The organism is Ruegeria sp. AD9 (assembly GCF_056542305.1).
On the sequence record NZ_JBQFZP010000012.1, the window covers coordinates 1 to 17020 of the forward strand.

A 17020-nucleotide genomic window follows, 5' to 3' on the forward strand; every position below is an offset into this window, starting at 1 on the left:
TCGCGATGGAGCAGGGCCTGCGCTTCGCCATCCGCGAAGGCGGCCGCACCGTCGGCGCCGGCGTCGTGTCGAAGATTACTGAATAATTCGCACAAGCGAATGAACCAACGAAAAGGGCTTCCCTCGGGACGCCCTTTTTTCGTTTTTGCCTAAGCTGATTGTAATGCTACTTCTCTCATATTGAGGCATCACAATTAGAAAGAGGTCACAGCATGCACTTATTGGCGCGTTCAGTTGGTCTAGTTGCTGCACTTGTTTATTTATCCACATCAGCGTCCGCACAGCAGATCGCGGACAGGATTTATCTCGGAGGGCCTGTGTTAACGATGAACGATAAGGCTCCGTCCGCTGAAGCGGTCGCAGTCAAAGACGGACGCGTTCTTGCTGTGGGGTCGTTGTCTGATTTGTCGATGCATCGCGGTGAAGAAACCGAAACGTTTGACCTGGAAGGCCGCGCGATGCTTCCGGGTTTTGTAGATAGCCACGGTCATGTGGTCATGGGGGGGTTGCAGGCATTGTCCGCCAACCTTCTTGCGCCGCCTGATGGGAAAGTCGTTGATATCGCCAGTCTGCAAGCCACGTTGACTGACTGGGCCGACGAAAATGCGCAAGCCGTTGAACAGGTCAAAATGATCATCGGCTTTGGTTACGACAATGCTCAATTAAAGGAACTGCGCCACCCTACGCGACAAGAACTGGACATTGTGTCTGAGGACTTGCCGGTCGTTATCGTTCATCAGTCCGGGCATTTGGGAGTAGCAAACTCGAAAGCTCTAGAGTTGGCAGGCATCACAGCCGCTTCAAAAGCCCCTCCGGGCGGAGTGATTCAACGCGATGACGCCGGTGAGCCAAACGGTGTTCTGGAAGAGTATGCGTTCTTTTCGGTCCTTGTGCCCATGTTAGGAAATCTGGGTGAAGAAGGCCTGGCGGCATTTGCCAAAGCTGGAACCGAACTTTGGGCACAGTTTGGATACACGACCGGACAAGAAGGCCGAACCTCAGGAGAAATTGTTGACGTTCTCAAGAAAGTTGCCGCCGAAGATGGGCTCCCAATTGACGTGGTAGCCTTCCCGGATGTTCTTGAGGCCAGGGAATATATAGGTGCAAACACCTCCAAGAACTACGACGACCGGGTTCGGGTCGGGGGCTGCAAGCTAACGATTGACGGCTCGCCTCAGGGTTTCACGGCTTTGAGGGATCGGCCCTATTATGATCCAGTCGGAAGCTACTCCGCCGGTTATGCAGGGTATGCTGCTATTACGATGGAGCAGCTACAGGACGCCGTTAATTGGTGTTACGAAAATGGGTTCCAAATCCTTGTGCACTCTAACGGGGAAGGGGCTTCTGACATGCTGATAGCAGCTCTCGAAGAGGCACAGATGAAGTATGGCGACCCGGGGAATCGTCCGGTTCTGATCCACGGTCAGTTTCTAAGAGAGGATCAGGTTGCGAGTTTTAAACGCCTCGGCGTATTCCCATCGCTTTTCCCGATGCACACGTTTTACTGGGGGGATTGGCATCGTGATCACACCGTTGGGCCGGTCAATGCAGACAATATCTCACCCACAGGATGGCTGCTCGAGCGGGACATGATGTTTGGTACACACCACGATGCCCCGGTGGCCTTTCCAGATAGCATGCGTGTTCTTGCTGCGACGGTTACTAGACGCACACGCTCTGGAGATATTTTGGGGCCGCATCAAAGGGTCGATGTTATGACTGCCTTGAAAGCCATGACAATCTGGCCCGCTTGGCAGCATTTCGAGGAAGATGAAAAGGGGTCCATTGAGGTTGGCAAAGTTGCGGATTTCGTGATCCTGTCAGACGACCCCACATCCGTTGACCCAGAAACACTGGCGGAACTAGAAGTGCTTGTAACCGTGAAGGGCGACGAGATTGTTTATGAAGCCGAAGTGGGTGTCCGAGAGGGCAAATTGGATTACTCGCCGTTCTCAAATGATCCTGTGATTGCCCATCTGTATCTGCATGCGGTTTACCAAGGGATGAAGGTAGAAGACGCATGGCTAACCAATGGCGTGTCTGGCGGCGAATAAAACGGTGTTCTTTGTGACGTTTGCCCCTTGTCAAACCCCGCCAACCCCACTAATACGCGCAGGTTCTCAACAAGAACATCAAGGCGGGATGATTCCCGCCTTTTGGGTTCGATGAGGGTTGGCGATGCGCGTCTGTCCTCCTCTCAACCTCAACGCCTGATAAAAGGCTGTTACTATGCAAAGCCAAAATATCCGTATTCGGCTGAAGGCATTTGACTATCGCGTTCTGGATGCCAGCACGCAAGAGATCGTCAACACTGCCAAGCGGACCGGCGCGAACGTGCGCGGCCCGATCCCGCTGCCGAACAAGATCGAGAAGTTCACGGTTCTCCGTGGCCCTCACGTTGACAAGAAATCCCGCGACCAGTTCGAGATCCGCACGCACAAGCGTCTGCTCGACATCGTTGATCCGACCCCCCAGACTGTGGACGCGCTGATGAAGCTCGACCTGGCTGCTGGTGTGGATGTCGAGATCAAGCTGCAGTCGTAAGATCGGAGGGTATAGATTATGCGCTCTGGTATTATCGCAAAAAAAGTTGGCATGACCCGCCTGTTCATGGAAGACGGCAAGCAGATCCCTGTGACCGTTCTTCACCTGGACAACCTGCAGGTTGTTGCACAGCGGACCGCTGAAAAAGACGGCTACACCGCCGTTCAGCTGGGCGCTGGTGCTGCCAAGGCAAAACGCACCTCGAAGGCCATGCGCGGCCACTACGCCGCTGCCAAGGTCGAGCCCAAGCGCAAGCTGGCCGAATTCCGCGTCTCCGAAGATGGCCTGATCGAAGTGGGAGCCGAAATCTCGGCCGAGCACTTCCTGGCTGGTCAGAAGGTTGACGTGTCGGGCACCTCGATCGGTAAAGGCTTTGCCGGTGCGATGAAGCGCCACAACTTCGGTGGTCTGCGCGCCTCGCACGGTGTGTCGATCAGCCACCGTTCGCACGGCTCGACCGGTCAGTGTCAGGATCCGGGCAAGGTGTTCAAAGGCAAGAAGATGGCCGGTCACATGGGTGCTGCCCGTGTTACCACCCAGAACCTCGAGGTTGTCAAAACCGACGCCGACCGTGGTCTGGTCTTCATCAAAGGCGCCGTTCCCGGACCGAAATCGGGCTGGGTCACCGTCAAGGACGCCGTGAAGAAGAAAGCACCGGAAGGCCTGCCTTTCCCGGCTGCTGTGAAATCGGCTGCAACCGAAGCACCTGCGGAAGAAGTATCCGCGGAAGGTGGTGAAGCATGAAACTTGATGTAATCAAACTGGACGGCGGCAAGGCCGGCGACATCGAGCTGGATGCAGACCTGTTCGGCCTCGAGCCGCGCGCGGACATCCTGCACCGTGTGGTCCGTTGGCAGCGCAACAATGCGCAGGCCGGCACCCACAAGGTCAAGACCCGCTCGGAAACCAGCTACTCGACCAAGAAGATCTATCGCCAGAAGGGCACCGGTGGCGCACGCCATGGTGACCGTAACGCACCGATCTTCCGCAAGGGTGGTGTTTACAAGGGCCCGACCCCTCGTTCGCACGGCCACGACCTGCCGAAGAAGTTCCGTAAGCTTGGCCTGCGCCATGCTCTGTCGGCAAAAGCCAAAGCAGGTGAACTGGTTGTGATCGAGAACGCCGAAGCAGAAGGCAAGACCGCCGCACTGGCCAAACAGGTTGCAAACCTGGGCTGGAAACGCGCTCTGGTCATCGACGGCGCGACCGTGAACGAAGGGTTCCTGAAGGCGTCGCGCAACATCGAAGGTCTGGATATCCTGCCGTCGATGGGTGCAAACGTTTATGACATCCTCAAGCGTGACACCCTGGTGCTCACCAAAGCGGCTGTCGAAGCACTGGAGGCTCGTCTGAAATGAGCGCGAAGGCAGAACACTACGACGTGATCCGCAAGCCGATCATCACCGAAAAGTCGACCATGGCGTCCGAAAATGGCGCGGTTGTCTTTGAAGTGGCGATCGAAAGCAACAAGCCGCAGATCAAAGAGGCCGTTGAGGCGCTGTTTGGTGTGAAGGTCAAGGCGGTGAACACCACCGTGACCAAAGGCAAGGTCAAGCGGTTCCGCGGCCAGCTGGGCCGTCGGAAGGACGTCAAGAAAGCATATGTGACCCTGGAAGAGGGTAACACAATCGACGTAAGCACCGGTCTCTGATCCGACGCTTACAGCGACACTTTACGGCCCCGGTGGATCACTCCGCCGGGGCCGATTTCGTTTCAGGCGTCGAAGCTGGGGATGCGCGTCAGGGCAGGGCGGTCACACGCCCTCCAGCGGTCGCCTCAGGGCGGTTCTGACGTTTCGGGCTCATTGGCCGCCTCAACAGCCATCGCACCCTCTGGCGGCCTCTGAGCGGCCTGCAGGCGGGGCAGAGCCTGCAACGGATATAGAAAAGGCACCGTTAAGGCGCCTTTGGGTCGTTTTAATTGTGTGCGTGGTTATGAGCAATATACGTGCCGGTGCGCGATATCTGCGATGTCGCAGCGGCGGATGCCGATATCGTCCAGCTCACGGTTGCTCAGACGCTGCAACTCGGTATAGGTGCGCTGATACTCAGCAGCACGAGCGCGGGCTGTTTTGATCCGTGTGATCATGTCAGCGATCCGGGTGCCGAAGTTGAAGCCGGTATGGGTCAGTGTCGCAGTTGTCATCTCTGTATTCCTTTCTCGTATCAGGGCGTATTCCCTGACGTTTCCTTTTGAGTTCCTTCATTGGACAAGGCAGAGATAGGAGCGTTTGCTATCGCTAACAACGCAGATTTTGGTCTAGCCGGTATGCATGCGGCGAATAACTTTCGCTGGTTGGATTGCTCGTAGCCTGGTTCCTGTTCCTATTGGCATGGATTTTGCAGTTGACCTGCAGATTGACGCGATGGCCATCTGCGGTTTGCAGCGACTTTCAGTTTGTTCCCAATACCGGACCCACCTGCTGAAATGCAAAATAAAGTCCCGTCGGATCACGAAACACACGCGGTGCATGCTGCGCGCTTTGCCGTGATCGAACACGCACTTCGGACGCTCCAAGCGTCAAAGCATCACGTACCGCATCCTCGATAGCGGTGACCTTAATTCCAGGTAGCCAGGCGCATCTTTCACGTATCTTTATATCTGGTGAAGCAACCACAGGAATATGTGTAAGCCACTGACCTGGCCCGGCCGCGCCCGTGCCATCCGTCTTCGAAGATGTTCGGTCAAACAACGATTGGTAGAATTCGACTGGAAACTCCGGGCTTTTGCTCAGATAAACCTCTGTAGTGAACTGTTGTGTAGGTATCGGGTAATCGTGTTGTGAAACGGAAATGCCAAACCTGGCTCCCAAGGGGTCCAACAATAGGCAGTTTCGACCGACGCCGGGCACATCAAAGGGGCGCCGAATGATATGTGCGCCCAGCTTCTCGGCACGCTTTGAATACTTGTCAACATCGGGAACCTCGAAATAGGGAAGCCAGCCGGCATCAAAGCCCGCTGGAGTCTTGGTAAATCCACTTCCGGCTTCCCCATTCAAAAGAGCAAGAGTGAATTCCCCCTTTCCCCGGCCCCAGACATAGTCTTCTGTGCTTTCCTTAATGAAATCCCACGATGCTACACGGCCATAGAAAGCCTCGGAAGCGTTCAGATCAGGCGTAAAGAGGTCATGCCATACGATCCGTCCTGTCTTATCCGCACTCACTTCAAGAACCTCCTGCGTGAAACACGCTGGATAGCCCATCATAATCCAATTGGTCATTGATACAGATCAATCTGAACATGGCGCTCCAGAAATCCGGGTTGGAGGAAGGAATCCCCAAGAAGCTGAAGTGCCAACAATAAACGCCCCCGAATTCACCGGAGGCGTTTTTGTTCTTTCCGATGAAGGCGGGCTTAGCCGCGTTCTTCGATGATCTCTACCAGATGCGGGATCTTGCGGATCATGCCGCGCACCGAAGGAGTATCCTCCAGCTCACGGGTTCTGTGCATCTTGTTCAGGCCCAGGCCGATCAGGGTTGCGCGCTGTTCGGCGGGGCGACGGATCGGCGAACCGACCTGTTTGACGACGATGGTTTTTGCCATGACGTGCTCTCCTTATGCTTCTGCTTCAGCAGCAGCCGGTGCTTCGTCCCGCTTGGGCAGGATGTCAGCAACCTTTTTGCCACGACGTGCGGCAACCGAACGCGGGCTCTGCTCTTTCTGCAGGCCGTCGATGGTGGCGCGGATCATGTTGTACGGGTTCTGCGAGCCCAGCGACTTGGACACAACGTCCTTGACGCCCAGCATTTCGAACACGGCACGCATCGGACCACCGGCGATGATACCGGTACCTTCAGGCGCGGCGCGCATAACCACTTTACCGGCGCCGTGACGGCCCTCGATGTCGTGGTGCAGGGTCCGACCTTCGCGCAGCTGCACGCGGATCATCTGACGCTTGGCTTGCTCAGTCGCCTTGCGGATGGCCTCAGGTACTTCTTTCGCTTTACCCTTGCCAAAGCCGACGCGGCCTTTCTGATCGCCGACAACCACCAGAGCGGCGAAGCCAAAGCGCTTACCACCTTTTACGGTTTTCGACACGCGGTTGATTGCGACCAGGCGATCTGCAAATTCCGGTGTTTCTTCACGGTCGCGGCCACGGCCCCGACGGTTTTCACGTTCTGCCATTTGGCATCCCTTTTCCTCTAGAGGCGCTTGCGGCGCCAATTACTCAATCGAAGTGAACCCGTGAATGACATTCTGGGGCTCCCCGATCATCGAGGCGGGCGGACCCGCCTTCAAAGTGCCGGTGCCGGGCTGAAGCCCGGCCTACGGCGTCGTATCCGGTAGGCCGGGCTTCAGCCCGGCACACCATCAGATCTTCAGGCCACCTTCACGCGCAGCGTCGGCGACAGCCTTCACTTTGCCGTGGAACAGGAAGCCGCCACGATCGAAATAGGCCTCTTCGACGCCTGCCTTCTTGGCACGCTCGGCGATGGCCGCGCCGACTTTCGTCGCCGCTTCGACGTTGTTCTTGCCAACAACACCCAGATCTTTTTCCAGGGTCGAGGCCGAGGCCAGGGTCACGCCACGTACGTCGTCGATCAGCTGAACAGAGATGTTCTTGTTCGAACGGTGTACGGACAGGCGCGGACGACCCGCGTTGACCTTGCGAAGTTTGTTCCGAACGCGCAGGCGGCGCTTCAGAAACAGGGTTCTTTTGCTGTTTGCCATTGTCTGCGTCCTTACTTCTTCTTGCCTTCCTTGCGGAAGATGAACTCGCCCTTATAGCGGATGCCCTTGCCTTTGTACGGCTCGGGGCGGCGCCACTCGCGGATTTTGGCCGCGGTTTCGCCCACCAGCTGCTGGTCGATACCTTCCACAACGATTTCGGTCTGCTTCGGTGCGGTGATGGTGACACCTTCCGGAGCCGTGAAATCAACATCGTGGCTATAGCCCAGGTTCAGCTTCAGGGTGTTGCCCTGCATCTGCGCCCGGTAACCAACACCCTGGATCTCCAGCTCTTTTTTGAAGCCTTCAGTCACACCGGTTACCAGGTTGGCAACCATGGTGCGGCTCATGCCCCACTGCTGGCGGGCACGCTTGGACATACCGCGAGGGTCGATCTTGACCACGTTGTCTTCAACCGACAGCGTCACGTCGTCGGTGGCGGTGAAGCTGCGGGTGCCTTTCGGACCTTTGACTTCGATGGTCTGACCCGACACAGAGGCGGTTACGCCGCTGGGCAGCTCGACCGGTTTTTTACCAATACGAGACATTGCAGACCTCCTTAGAAGACGGTGCAGAGCACTTCGCCGCCAACATTGTTGGAGCGAGCGTTTGCGTCCGACATCACACCTTTCGGAGTGCTGACAATCGACACGCCCAGACCCTGACGGACCTGCGGGATGTCATTGACGCCCATGTATACGCGGCGACCGGGTTTCGAAACCCGCTTCAGTTCGCGAATGACAGGGGTGCCTTCGTAGTATTTCAGGCTGATTTCGATGGCCGGATGACCGTTTTCGCCGGTCGTCTTTTCATAGCCACGGATGTAGCCTTCGTCCGCCAGCACGTCCAGAACCCAAACACGCAGCTTTGACGCCGGAGTGGATACGGTGGATTTGCCGCGCATTTGCGCGTTGCGGATACGGGTGAGCATATCGCCGATAGGATCATTCATATCTATGTCTCCCTTACCAGCTCGATTTCACCATGCCGGGGATCTGACCAGCAGAACCCAGCTCGCGCAGCATGATACGGCTGACCTTCAGCTTACGGTAGTAAGCGTGGGGACGACCGGTCAGCTGACAACGGTTGTGCAGACGGGTAGCCGAGCTGTTGCGCGGCAGTTTCGCCAGTTTCAGACGCGCTTTGAAACGCTCTTCCATCGGCTTGCTCTCGTCATTCGCGATTTCTTTCAGCTCGGCACGCTTTGCGGCATATTTGGCCACCAGGCGTTCGCGCTTCTTCTCGCGTTCGATCATTGCTTTTTTAGCCATGTCTCAATCCTCCCGGCGCTTACGCGTTGAACGGCATGTTGAATGCTTTCAACAGTGCCTTTGCTTCAGCGTCGGTTTTCGCTGTGGTGGCAATTACGATATCCAGGCCCCAGACCTCGTCGACCTTGTCGAAGTCGATTTCCGGGAACACGATGTGCTCTTTCATGCCCATGGCAAAGTTGCCACGACCGTCGAAAGAAGGCTTAACACCGCGGAAGTCACGAATACGCGGCATTGCGATCGTGATCAGACGATCCAGGAATTCGTACATCCGGTCACCGCGCAGGGTCACTTTCGCACCCAGCGGCATGTCTTCCCGGACGCGGAAACCCGCGATCGACTTCTTCGCCTTAGTTGAAACGGCCTGTTGACCGGCAATTGCAGTCAGATCCTCGACAGCGGCTTTCGCTTTCTTCGAGTCTTTGACGGCCTCGGCACCACAACCGATGTTCAGAACGATTTTTTCCAGCTTGGGCAGCTGCATGTCGTTCTTGTAGCCGAACTCTTCTTTCAGAGCGGCACGGATGGTCTCGGCGTACTGCGCTTTCAGACGCGGGGTGTAGGTTGCGTTATCAAGCATCGATCACGTCCCCTGTGGTCTTGGCGAAGCGAACTTTCTTGTCGCCTTCCACGCGGAAGCCAACGCGGGTTGCTTTGCCGTTCTTGTCCAGCAGTGCCAGGTTCGAAAGATCGACCGGCAGAGCTTTGGGCAGGCGGCCGCCTTGCGAGGTTTGCGACTGGCGGGTGTGGCGGATGGCGATGTTGATGCCATCGACCACAGCTTTGCCGGCTTTGGGGTCAACCGAGGTGATAGTTCCCTCTTTGCCCTTGTCCTTGCCGGACAGCACGACGACCTTGTCGCCTTTGCGGAGTTTAGCAGCCATGATTACAGCACCTCCGGAGCCAGCGAGATGATTTTCATGAAGTTCTTCGCGCGCAGTTCACGAACAACGGGGCCAAAGATACGGGTACCTACGGGCTCGTTGTTGTTGTTCAGGATGACGGCGGCGTTGCGATCGAAACGGATCGCGGTGCCGTCTTCGCGACGGACTTCCTTGGCGGTGCGTACGACGACGGCCTTACGGACGTCACCTTTCTTTACGCGGCCGCGCGGGATGGCTTCCTTCACCGAGACGACAATGATGTCGCCAACGGAGGCGTATTTACGCTTGGAACCACCCAGGACCTTGATGCACTGAACTCGGCGTGCGCCAGAGTTGTCAGCGACATCCAGATTGGTCTGCATCTGGATCATGTGGTTTCTCCCGACCTGTGGGGGCTGGTCTGATTAAATCCCCCAGGGTTTCGACAAATGAAAAATCCCGGAAGCTTACGCTTCCAGAACTTCCCAACGTTTCGTCTTCGATTTCGGCGCGCATTCGATGATGCGTACAGAGTCGCCGACCTTGAAGGCGTTCTTTTCGTCATGAGCCCGGTATTTCTTGGACTTACGAACGGTTTTGTGCAGCAGCGGGTGCTTGAAACGGCGCTCGACCAGCACGGTGATGGTCTGTTCGTTGGCGTCGCTGGTCACGGTGCCTTGCAGGATACGCTTGGGCATCTGATTACTCCTCGGATGCCGCAGCAGCGGCCTTTTCGTTCAGGATGGTTTTGACGCGGGCAGCGTTGCGGCGGGCCGCTTTGATGCCAGCAGTGTTTTCCAGCTGACCGGTTGCCTGTTGAAAGCGCAGGTTAAAGCTTTCTTTCTTCAGGTTGACCAGTTCCTCGCGGAGCTGATCAGGGGTCTTGTCACGCAGTTCTTGGGCGTTCATCGCCTTTTCCTTTGCTCAAAACACCAGAAGGCCCCGTACTCGGGTCACCTTTGACCTGGTGGATGAATGATAGACATACGAATCGCCCGACAACGCCGGGAGACCGCAAGATGCCGCTCTATAGGGGGTTAGGGGTGGGGTGGCAAGGGAAAGTTTGCCATGCGGGAACAGGGAATTTCCCGAAATCAAAAACCCGCTTGTGTCACCGTGTCAGACCCTGGCTATTTGCCACTCTGGTCAATACGGACAGCATCTCGGAAACCTCTTCCGGCGAAAGACGGCCATGACCGTCCAGGAACGCTCCGATGTCACGCCCGGTATATCGCCCCGTCAGCTTCCCTTCGTCAAGGATCAGATTGTTTCGCGCAAGCTCCACGGCGGTCACATGGCAAATACGGCATTTCTCGATGAAGACACCGCCCGAGTCCCGGATAATCCGGAAATGAGCAAGCAGAACCTCGGCCTTGTCCGGAGTCACCCCGCCATGACCGGAGCGCAGGTAATTTTCGACCGCCCGTCCGGACCGGGCTCCGACCAGCACGCCATCTGACACACCAAGCTCATCCCAAACGAAATCACCGGAATGGGGGGCGTGGCATCCGGCACAGCTGTCTTCGTAGATGCGGTGCGGGTTCGCAACTTGCCCCACAGCACTTGTCGTGCAGGCAATTGTCGCAACCAGAACGAATGAGAATAGGGCTTGCATCGTAAATGCCTGACCAAATCCTGAACAATACACCTCAACATGACGGGCGGGTGCATAGCTTGGATTCTATCGTGTGTCTGAACCCAATGGAATGATTGAGATCAGATGGCTCAATTTCGCTTTTACGAAAAACGCGGCCCCGTTTGCACGAGACCGCGTCTGCAACTGTCTAAGTCTGGGCGACTTACGCCAGAGCGATGTTCACAGCCGACTCGCGGCCGTCACGGCCGGGCTCGATGTCGAATGTTACTTTCTGGTTGTCGGCCAGACCGGTCAGACCCGAGCGTTCGACAGCAGAGATGTGTACAAACACGTCTTTGCCACCGGTCTCCGGTGCGATGAAGCCAAAACCTTTAGTTGTGTTGAACCATTTTACGGTGCCATTGGCCATATCCGTATTCTCCAAATAATTGCTGTCCGCGGAATTGCGACAGCGCGGCGTGGTCGGTCTGGATCGAGAGACTGAACGCCGAATATCGGGAGACAGTGGTCGAAAAAGAAAAACGTAAGCGTGCCTCACATGGTCCATGTCGGCACATATTGCAAGTGTTATCGAAAACTCTTTGTGAATCGTGATTGGTAGGGGGCCGCCCGTTCGTCTCGCAAACGCTACACTGAACAACTACCGTGCAATGAGCTGATGCTCACTCCCACTTATAGTTGAAACTCACTGAAATCCGCTCTTCCTCGGCCATGTTCATCGGCACCTCGTGGCGCAGCCAGCTTTCCCACAGCAGAACATCGCCCACCTGCGGCTTCACATAGATGAAGGGCTGCAAATCGCGTCGCCCGCCTTTCAGCCGCGTCGGCGCGGCCATCATGCGGCCTGAGCGGGGGTCTTCCAGCTTCAGCGCGCTCGCGCCTTCGGGCATCGCCACATAGGTGGTGCCGGAAATCACACTGTGCGGGTGCAGATGGCTGGAATGCATGCCACCCTCGGGCAGGATGTTGATCCACAGGTCTTCCAGCTTCAGCTCACCCTCACCCAGATCAAACTCCAGATCCTTGGCAAAAGCCGCCACATGGCTGTCCAGCGCTTTGACCAGATCGGCGAATATCGGAAACCGCCAGGGCAGGTCGGTCAGCGAAGCATAGCTGGTGTAACCGGGATAGCCGTTTTCTTCGCACCAGTCCTGACCGGCCTCGTCATCCTCGGCGATGACAAGGCACGAGCTTTCCAACTCCTCCGCATCGATCGGGGGACCGAACTCGGACAAAGAGGCACGATAGAGGCGGGTGACGAAGAGTGATTCAATCTGTGGCATGGCGCTGTCTTAAACCAGCCGCGCGGTGAAGGCGATGGCTGTTTTGCGAGGCTCTGCCTCGCGCTCCGGGATATTTGCAGCCAGATGAAGAACGGATCCCCTGCTTCATCTGGCCCAAAATATCCCGGGGGAGGCGCGCGGCACGCGCGGCGGGGGCAGAGCCCCCTAAAGAAAAACCCCCGCCGGTGTTTCGACGGGGGTCAATCTAGTCACGAGCGGGGGTGCCCCGGATCGCTTACCAGTCTTCGCGAACCACGACGCGGGTCTTGATCGGCAGCTTCATCGCAGCCAGGCGCAGGGCCTCGCGGGCGATTTCGTCATTGACGCCGTCGATCTCGAACATCACGCGACCAGGTTTGACCTTGCAAACCCAGCGGTCGACCGAACCCTTACCTTTACCCATACGAACTTCGATCGGCTTTGCCGTGACCGGAGTGTCGGGGAAGATGCGGATCCAGACACGGCCCTGACGCTTCATGTGACGCGTCATGGCACGACGTGCAGCCTCGATCTGGCGTGCGGTTACACGCTCAGGCTCAATCGCTTTCAGGCCGTAGGTGCCAAAGTTCAGATCAGAGCCGCCCTTGGCTTCGCCCTTGATCCGGCCTTTGTGCAACTTGCGGAATTTTGTACGCTTTGGTTGAAGCATATCTTTCCCTCCTTAGCGACGACCGCCACCAGCACCACGAGGTGCAGGGCCGTCCTGGAGTTCCTGTGCTTTACGGTCACGTGCCTGCGGATCGTGCTCCATGATCTCCCCTTTGAAGATCCAGACCTTGATCCCGATGATCCCGTAGGGGGTCATCGCTTCGGCATGTGCGTAATCGATGTCGGCGCGCAGCGTGTGCAGCGGCACACGGCCTTCGCGGTACCATTCGGTCCGTGCGATTTCGGCACCACCCAGACGGCCAGCGACGTTCACCCGGATACCCAGGGCGCCCATGCGCATGGCGTTCTGTACGGCACGCTTCATCGCGCGGCGGAACGAAACACGGCGTTCCAGCTGCTGAGCGATCGACTCGGCAACCAGTTGACCGTCAAGTTCGGGCTTGCGCACTTCGACGATGTTCAGGTGCAGTTCGCTGTCGGTCATCGCAGCCAGCTTCTTGCGCAGGACTTCGATGTCCGCACCTTTCTTGCCGATGATGACACCCGGACGTGCGGTGTGGATCGTAACGCGGCACTTCTTGTGCGGACGTTCGATGATCACACGGGCAACACCGGCCTGCTTGCACTCTTTCTGGATGAACTCACGGATCTTGAGGTCTTCCAGCAGAAGATCACCGTAGTCCTTGGTATCTGCGTACCAGCGGCTGTCCCAGGTGCGGTTGACCTGAAGGCGCATGCCGATCGGATTGACTTTATGTCCCATTAGGCTTGCTCCTCAACTTGACGCACCTTGATGGTGATCTCCGAGAACGGCTTCATGATCTTGCCGAAACGGCCACGGGCACGCGGGCGACCGCGCTTCATGACCAGGTTCTTGCCAACCCAGGCTTCGGCGACGATCAGCTCGTCAACGTCCAGGTTGTGGTTGTTTTCGGCATTCGCGATTGCGGACTGCAGGCACTTCTTGACGTCCTGCGCGACACGCTTGTTCGAGAAAGTCAGGTCGGTCAGGGCCTTCTCGACTTTCTTGCCGCGGATCATAGCTGCTACCAGGTTCAGTTTCTGCGGGCTGGTGCGAAGCATGCGCGTTTTCGCCATTGCTTCGTTTTCAGCCACGCGGCGGGGGTTCTTTTCCTTGCCCATGACTTACTTCCGCTTCGCTTTTTTGTCTGCGGCGTGGCCATAATAGGTCCGGGTCGGCGAGTATTCACCGAACTTCTGACCGATCATGTCTTCCGAGACGTTTACCGGGATATGCTTCTGGCCGTTGTACACACCAAAGGTCAGACCCACGAACTGGGGCAGGATGGTGGAACGACGCGACCAGATCTTGATGACTTCGTTGCGGCCCGACTCGCGCGCTGCTTCGGCTTTTTTCAGCACGTAAGCATCGACGAAAGGACCCTTCCAAACAGAGCGAGACATGGATTAACGTCCCTTCTTCTTGGCGTGCCGCGAGCGGATGATCAGCTTCTGGGACGCTTTGTTCTTGTTGCGGGTACGCTTACCCTTGGTGTCCTTACCCCACGGCGTAACCGGCGTACGGCCACCCGAGGTACGGCCCTCACCACCACCATGCGGGTGGTCGATCGGGTTCATAGCAACACCACGAACCGACGGACGCACGCCCTTGTGGCGCATACGACCGGCTTTACCGATGTTCTGGTTGCTGTTGTCGGGGTTGGACACGGCACCGATGGTGGCCATGCATTCCTGACGGACCATGCGCAGCTCGCCCGAGCTCAGACGGATCTGAGCGTAGCCGCCATCGCGGCCAACAAACTGAGCGTAAGTACCGGCCGCACGTGCGATCTGACCGCCTTTGCCAGGCTTCATCTCGATGTTGTGGACAATGGTACCGATGGGCATACCCGAGAACGGCATTGCGTTGCCCGGCTTGATATCGGCCTTTGCCGACGCGATGACCTTGTCACCAACAGCCAGACGCTGCGGAGCCAGGATATACGCCTGCTCGCCGTCTTCGTATTTTACCAGTGCGATGAACGCGGTCCGGTTCGGGTCATATTCGATCCGCTCGACGGTTGCCGCGACATCAAATTTGTTCCGTTTGAAGTCAACGATCCGGTAGAGACGCTTTGCGCCACCGCCGCGGCGGCGTGAAGTGATCCGTCCGGTGTTGTTCCGGCCGCCCGATTTGGTCAAACCCTCTGTGAGAGACTTGACCGGACGTCCTTTCCAAAGCTCCGAACGGTCGATCAGCACCAGCCCGCGCTGGCCCGGCGTCGTCGGCTTGTACGACTTGAGTGCCATGCTTTCTGTCTTCCGTTTAGCAAGTGCAGGGGAGGTCCCCCGCTATGTGATAGGCCCCCGTAGGTGCCAAAGGTATAGGGCCCCGAAGGTCCCCGGTTGCAAAATATCTAAGGCCCCGGAACGAATCCGAGGCCACAAGATTGGGTGCGTTTAGCAGTGTTGGGGGTGGGTGGCAATAGGGCCGAAGCCAATTCTTAAGAACTCTTTTGTATGGACGGAGTAGTACAAAGTCGCCAGACCGTTTGACCGCGTTTGATCGATTAGCCAGAGCTTACCTTGACCTAGACAATAACGTGTGCATCGTCACGAGCATAATACTTAAGCGAGTAGAAAATGTCAGAAATTGAAAAGTATCAGCAATACATTGAAATTTGGTCAAAGGCGGTCGATACGCAAATGCATTTCAATGAGATGCAGGTAAAGTCTCGGCAACTTGGTTTGACGTTCGTAGCCGCAGCACTCGGCGTTGCAATCGTTCTTCTAAGCGATGGAAAAGACTTTGCGTTCAAGATTTCAATTGGCGAGTTGGAACTACAATTGCACGTCTCAGTTCTGCTTGTTCTGGGCGCGGGGGTCGCTCTTGAGGCGGTGAAATTACTGGACCTTGGAGTTTATCACCGGATGCTAAGAGGGGCGGTCACCTTTGGGGAAGACTTCGAAGAAAACTTCATGTCTCAAGTCTTCAATCTCGACAAGGGAATGACGCAGTCGATATCGCACTTCAGCCGTCACGAAAACGCCGCTGTACATAGAGGCGAGGATGGTAAGTACGTCTACACTGGCGGTACAAAAATCACCGCATTTGACAAAATCCAGAAGTTTTACTCTACAACTCGACTGTTCCTAATTGTTGCAGCTCTTCTTTTGCTCGTCTTCACTAATGCTGCGTCCATCTACGGATGGTGGGTGGTTGACTCCAAACTGTCACAAAAGGATGTAACAACAGAACAGACTGCCCCAAGCGAGCCTAATAGCAATTGAGGCGAATAGAATCTTAGAAGCCAACGGGATCCGATGAAGAAGCTGCTGATATGCGACCTCGACAACACTCTGTATGACTGGGTCGGTTACTTCGTTCCATCGTTTTATGCGTTGGTTGATGAAGCGGAGAAGATTCTGGGTTGCAAAAGGGAAGATTTGCTCGACGATTTTCGGTTGGTGCATCAACAGCACCACGACACTGAACATCCTTTTGCTCTCCTGGAGACCGGCATTGTAAGGCGTGAATATGGCAACCTTAGCAGACGCGAACTTGGCGTCGTTTTCGATAGCGCTTTTCACGCCTTCAACTCAACTAGGAAGCAAACACTTCACCTTTATCCGGGAGTTTCAGAGACACTTAGTGCTCTCGAAGAAAAAGGAGTTGTGTTAGTCGCACACACCGAGGGCAAACTCTACTCAGTATTAGATCGCCTAAATCGGCTCGATATTTTGCAGTACTTTTCTAGGATCTATTGTCGAGAAAGATCTAGCGTTGGACACATACGCAAGGAAGTTGGTGAGAGATGGCTAGATGGCTATCCAATGCAAAAAATCACAGAACTTTCTTTGCACCAAAGAAAGCCAAGTCGATCGGTTCTTCTTGAAATACTCGAAAATGAAGGCGTCGAAGCAAGTCAAAGTGCTTATGTCGGAGACAGTATCGCTCGCGATATGATGATGGCCAAGTCTGTCGGGGTAAAAGCCGTTTGGGCCAAATACGGCACAATGACTTCCGCAGAAAACTATGCGGCGCTGGTTCGGATATCACATTGGACAAAAGACGATGTTGAAAGAGAGATACAACTGAAAGAAATGTCTTCAGGCCTTGATCCAGACTACATTCTTCAGAAGAACTTCTCGGAAATCCGGACTTGCTTTAACTAAAAAAAACCTCCGCTTTCGCGGGGGCTTTTACCTCTCTCCAAAGACGGG

General features: G+C 56.0%; 29 protein-coding genes. 8 read left to right on the forward strand and 21 right to left on the reverse strand.

Annotation, left to right across the window (positions count from 1 at the left end):
- The 6 genes from ACR0AM_RS15745 to ACR0AM_RS15770 form a co-directional block, all read left to right on the forward strand.
- Positions 1 to 86, forward strand: an 86-nt coding sequence (locus tag ACR0AM_RS15745; protein ID WP_226783293.1) for an EF-Tu C-terminal domain-related protein, incomplete at its 5' end; no start/stop codon positions are given.
- Positions 87 to 326: 240 nt separating this feature from the next.
- Positions 327 to 2054 (forward strand): amidohydrolase, encoded by a 1728-nt coding sequence (locus ACR0AM_RS15750; RefSeq protein ID WP_480554843.1) that lies wholly within the window; start codon positions 327 to 329, stop codon positions 2052 to 2054.
- A 175-nt stretch (positions 2055 to 2229) separates the two neighbouring features.
- Positions 2230 to 2544, forward strand: a complete 315-nt coding sequence (gene rpsJ, locus ACR0AM_RS15755; RefSeq protein ID WP_008756422.1) for a 30S ribosomal protein S10 — start codon at positions 2230 to 2232, stop codon at positions 2542 to 2544.
- A gap of 18 nt (positions 2545 to 2562) precedes the next feature.
- Entirely contained in the window at positions 2563 to 3288 is a 726-nt protein-coding gene (rplC, locus tag ACR0AM_RS15760) for a 50S ribosomal protein L3 (RefSeq protein WP_171638102.1), read from the forward strand.
- A complete protein-coding gene (rplD, locus tag ACR0AM_RS15765; RefSeq protein ID WP_480474058.1) occupies positions 3285 to 3902 on the forward strand; it encodes a 50S ribosomal protein L4 in 618 nt (205 codons plus the stop codon). The genes rplC and rplD overlap by 4 nt, the downstream gene beginning before the upstream one ends.
- Complete coding sequence (locus tag ACR0AM_RS15770; RefSeq protein ID WP_170609990.1) at positions 3899 to 4195, forward strand: 50S ribosomal protein L23; 297 nt, start codon at positions 3899 to 3901, stop codon at positions 4193 to 4195. Before rplD ends, ACR0AM_RS15770 begins: the two co-directional genes overlap by 4 nt.
- Positions 4196 to 4476: 281 nt before the next feature.
- On the opposite strand, the gene ACR0AM_RS15775 is transcribed toward ACR0AM_RS15770, so the two are convergent.
- The 21 genes from ACR0AM_RS15775 to rplB all read right to left on the reverse strand — a co-directional run bounded on the left by ACR0AM_RS15775 (position 4477) and on the right by rplB (position 15106).
- Positions 4477 to 4689 (reverse strand): DUF1127 domain-containing protein, encoded by a 213-nt coding sequence (locus tag ACR0AM_RS15775; RefSeq protein ID WP_209505835.1) that lies wholly within the window; start codon positions 4687 to 4689, stop codon positions 4477 to 4479.
- A gap of 247 nt (positions 4690 to 4936) precedes the next feature.
- The gene (locus tag ACR0AM_RS15780) at positions 4937 to 5764 is read right to left on the reverse strand and encodes a VOC family protein (RefSeq protein WP_480623432.1); all 828 of its coding nucleotides are present in this window, start codon (positions 5762 to 5764) and stop codon (positions 4937 to 4939) included.
- Positions 5765 to 5898: 134 nt separating this feature from the next.
- On the reverse strand, positions 5899 to 6087 hold the full coding sequence (rpmD, locus tag ACR0AM_RS15785; protein ID WP_267364815.1) for a 50S ribosomal protein L30: 189 nt from the start codon (positions 6085 to 6087) through the stop codon (positions 5899 to 5901).
- A gap of 12 nt (positions 6088 to 6099) precedes the next feature.
- Positions 6100 to 6669: a 30S ribosomal protein S5 gene (rpsE, locus tag ACR0AM_RS15790; RefSeq protein WP_480474056.1), complete on the reverse strand. Its 570-nt coding sequence runs from the start codon at positions 6667 to 6669 to the stop codon at positions 6100 to 6102.
- Positions 6670 to 6855: 186 nt separating this feature from the next.
- Complete coding sequence (rplR, locus tag ACR0AM_RS15795) at positions 6856 to 7215, reverse strand: 50S ribosomal protein L18 (RefSeq protein ID WP_010437103.1); 360 nt, start codon at positions 7213 to 7215, stop codon at positions 6856 to 6858.
- 11 nt (positions 7216 to 7226) lie between these two features.
- Positions 7227 to 7760 carry a 50S ribosomal protein L6 gene (gene rplF / locus ACR0AM_RS15800; RefSeq protein ID WP_039523384.1) on the reverse strand — a complete coding sequence of 178 codons (534 nt, stop codon included), beginning with the start codon at positions 7758 to 7760 and terminating at the stop codon, positions 7227 to 7229.
- Between the two features lie 11 nt (positions 7761 to 7771).
- A complete protein-coding gene (gene rpsH / locus ACR0AM_RS15805) occupies positions 7772 to 8164 on the reverse strand; it encodes a 30S ribosomal protein S8 (protein WP_209505841.1) in 393 nt (130 codons plus the stop codon).
- A 13-nt stretch (positions 8165 to 8177) separates the two neighbouring features.
- On the reverse strand, positions 8178 to 8483 hold the full coding sequence (gene rpsN / locus ACR0AM_RS15810) for a 30S ribosomal protein S14 (RefSeq protein WP_142639784.1): 306 nt from the start codon (positions 8481 to 8483) through the stop codon (positions 8178 to 8180).
- 19 nt (positions 8484 to 8502) lie between these two features.
- Positions 8503 to 9063, reverse strand: a complete 561-nt coding sequence (rplE, locus tag ACR0AM_RS15815; RefSeq protein ID WP_480484777.1) for a 50S ribosomal protein L5 — start codon at positions 9061 to 9063, stop codon at positions 8503 to 8505.
- Entirely contained in the window at positions 9056 to 9367 is a 312-nt protein-coding gene (gene rplX / locus ACR0AM_RS15820) for a 50S ribosomal protein L24 (RefSeq protein WP_480484776.1), read from the reverse strand. Before rplX ends, rplE begins: the two co-directional genes overlap by 8 nt.
- 2 nt (positions 9368 to 9369) lie before the next feature.
- Entirely contained in the window at positions 9370 to 9738 is a 369-nt protein-coding gene (gene rplN, locus ACR0AM_RS15825; protein WP_005621870.1) for a 50S ribosomal protein L14, read from the reverse strand.
- Positions 9739 to 9813: 75 nt separating this feature from the next.
- On the reverse strand, positions 9814 to 10044 hold the full coding sequence (gene rpsQ / locus ACR0AM_RS15830) for a 30S ribosomal protein S17 (protein WP_209505845.1): 231 nt from the start codon (positions 10042 to 10044) through the stop codon (positions 9814 to 9816).
- Between the two features lie 4 nt (positions 10045 to 10048).
- Entirely contained in the window at positions 10049 to 10255 is a 207-nt protein-coding gene (gene rpmC, locus ACR0AM_RS15835; protein ID WP_209505847.1) for a 50S ribosomal protein L29, read from the reverse strand.
- Between the two features lie 202 nt (positions 10256 to 10457).
- Positions 10458 to 10961 (reverse strand): hypothetical protein, encoded by a 504-nt coding sequence (locus tag ACR0AM_RS15840; RefSeq protein ID WP_480623433.1) that lies wholly within the window; start codon positions 10959 to 10961, stop codon positions 10458 to 10460.
- Positions 10962 to 11145: 184 nt separating this feature from the next.
- Complete coding sequence (locus ACR0AM_RS15845) at positions 11146 to 11352, reverse strand: cold-shock protein (RefSeq protein WP_480474053.1); 207 nt, start codon at positions 11350 to 11352, stop codon at positions 11146 to 11148.
- Between the two features lie 253 nt (positions 11353 to 11605).
- On the reverse strand, positions 11606 to 12226 hold the full coding sequence (locus ACR0AM_RS15850) for a 2OG-Fe(II) oxygenase family protein (RefSeq protein ID WP_480496041.1): 621 nt from the start codon (positions 12224 to 12226) through the stop codon (positions 11606 to 11608).
- Between the two features lie 235 nt (positions 12227 to 12461).
- The gene (gene rplP, locus ACR0AM_RS15855) at positions 12462 to 12875 is read right to left on the reverse strand and encodes a 50S ribosomal protein L16 (protein ID WP_480559528.1); all 414 of its coding nucleotides are present in this window, start codon (positions 12873 to 12875) and stop codon (positions 12462 to 12464) included.
- Between the two features lie 12 nt (positions 12876 to 12887).
- Positions 12888 to 13598, reverse strand: a complete 711-nt coding sequence (rpsC, locus tag ACR0AM_RS15860; protein WP_209505853.1) for a 30S ribosomal protein S3 — start codon at positions 13596 to 13598, stop codon at positions 12888 to 12890.
- Entirely contained in the window at positions 13598 to 13978 is a 381-nt protein-coding gene (rplV, locus tag ACR0AM_RS15865; RefSeq protein WP_209505855.1) for a 50S ribosomal protein L22, read from the reverse strand. The genes rpsC and rplV overlap by 1 nt, the downstream gene beginning before the upstream one ends.
- Before the next feature lie 3 nt (positions 13979 to 13981).
- Positions 13982 to 14260, reverse strand: a complete 279-nt coding sequence (rpsS, locus tag ACR0AM_RS15870) for a 30S ribosomal protein S19 (RefSeq protein WP_005980699.1) — start codon at positions 14258 to 14260, stop codon at positions 13982 to 13984.
- A gap of 3 nt (positions 14261 to 14263) precedes the next feature.
- Entirely contained in the window at positions 14264 to 15106 is an 843-nt protein-coding gene (rplB, locus tag ACR0AM_RS15875) for a 50S ribosomal protein L2 (RefSeq protein WP_480474051.1), read from the reverse strand.
- A gap of 333 nt (positions 15107 to 15439) precedes the next feature.
- Here rplB and ACR0AM_RS15880 point away from each other — a divergent pair, with 333 nt between their 5' ends.
- Together ACR0AM_RS15880 and ACR0AM_RS15885 are read left to right on the forward strand one after the other, a co-directional pair.
- Positions 15440 to 16087, forward strand: coding sequence for a hypothetical protein (locus ACR0AM_RS15880; protein ID WP_480623434.1), 648 nt, complete (start codon positions 15440 to 15442; stop codon positions 16085 to 16087).
- Between the two features lie 33 nt (positions 16088 to 16120).
- Positions 16121 to 16972 (forward strand): HAD family hydrolase, encoded by an 852-nt coding sequence (locus ACR0AM_RS15885; RefSeq protein ID WP_480623435.1) that lies wholly within the window; start codon positions 16121 to 16123, stop codon positions 16970 to 16972.
- Positions 16973 to 17020 lie beyond the last annotated feature (48 nt).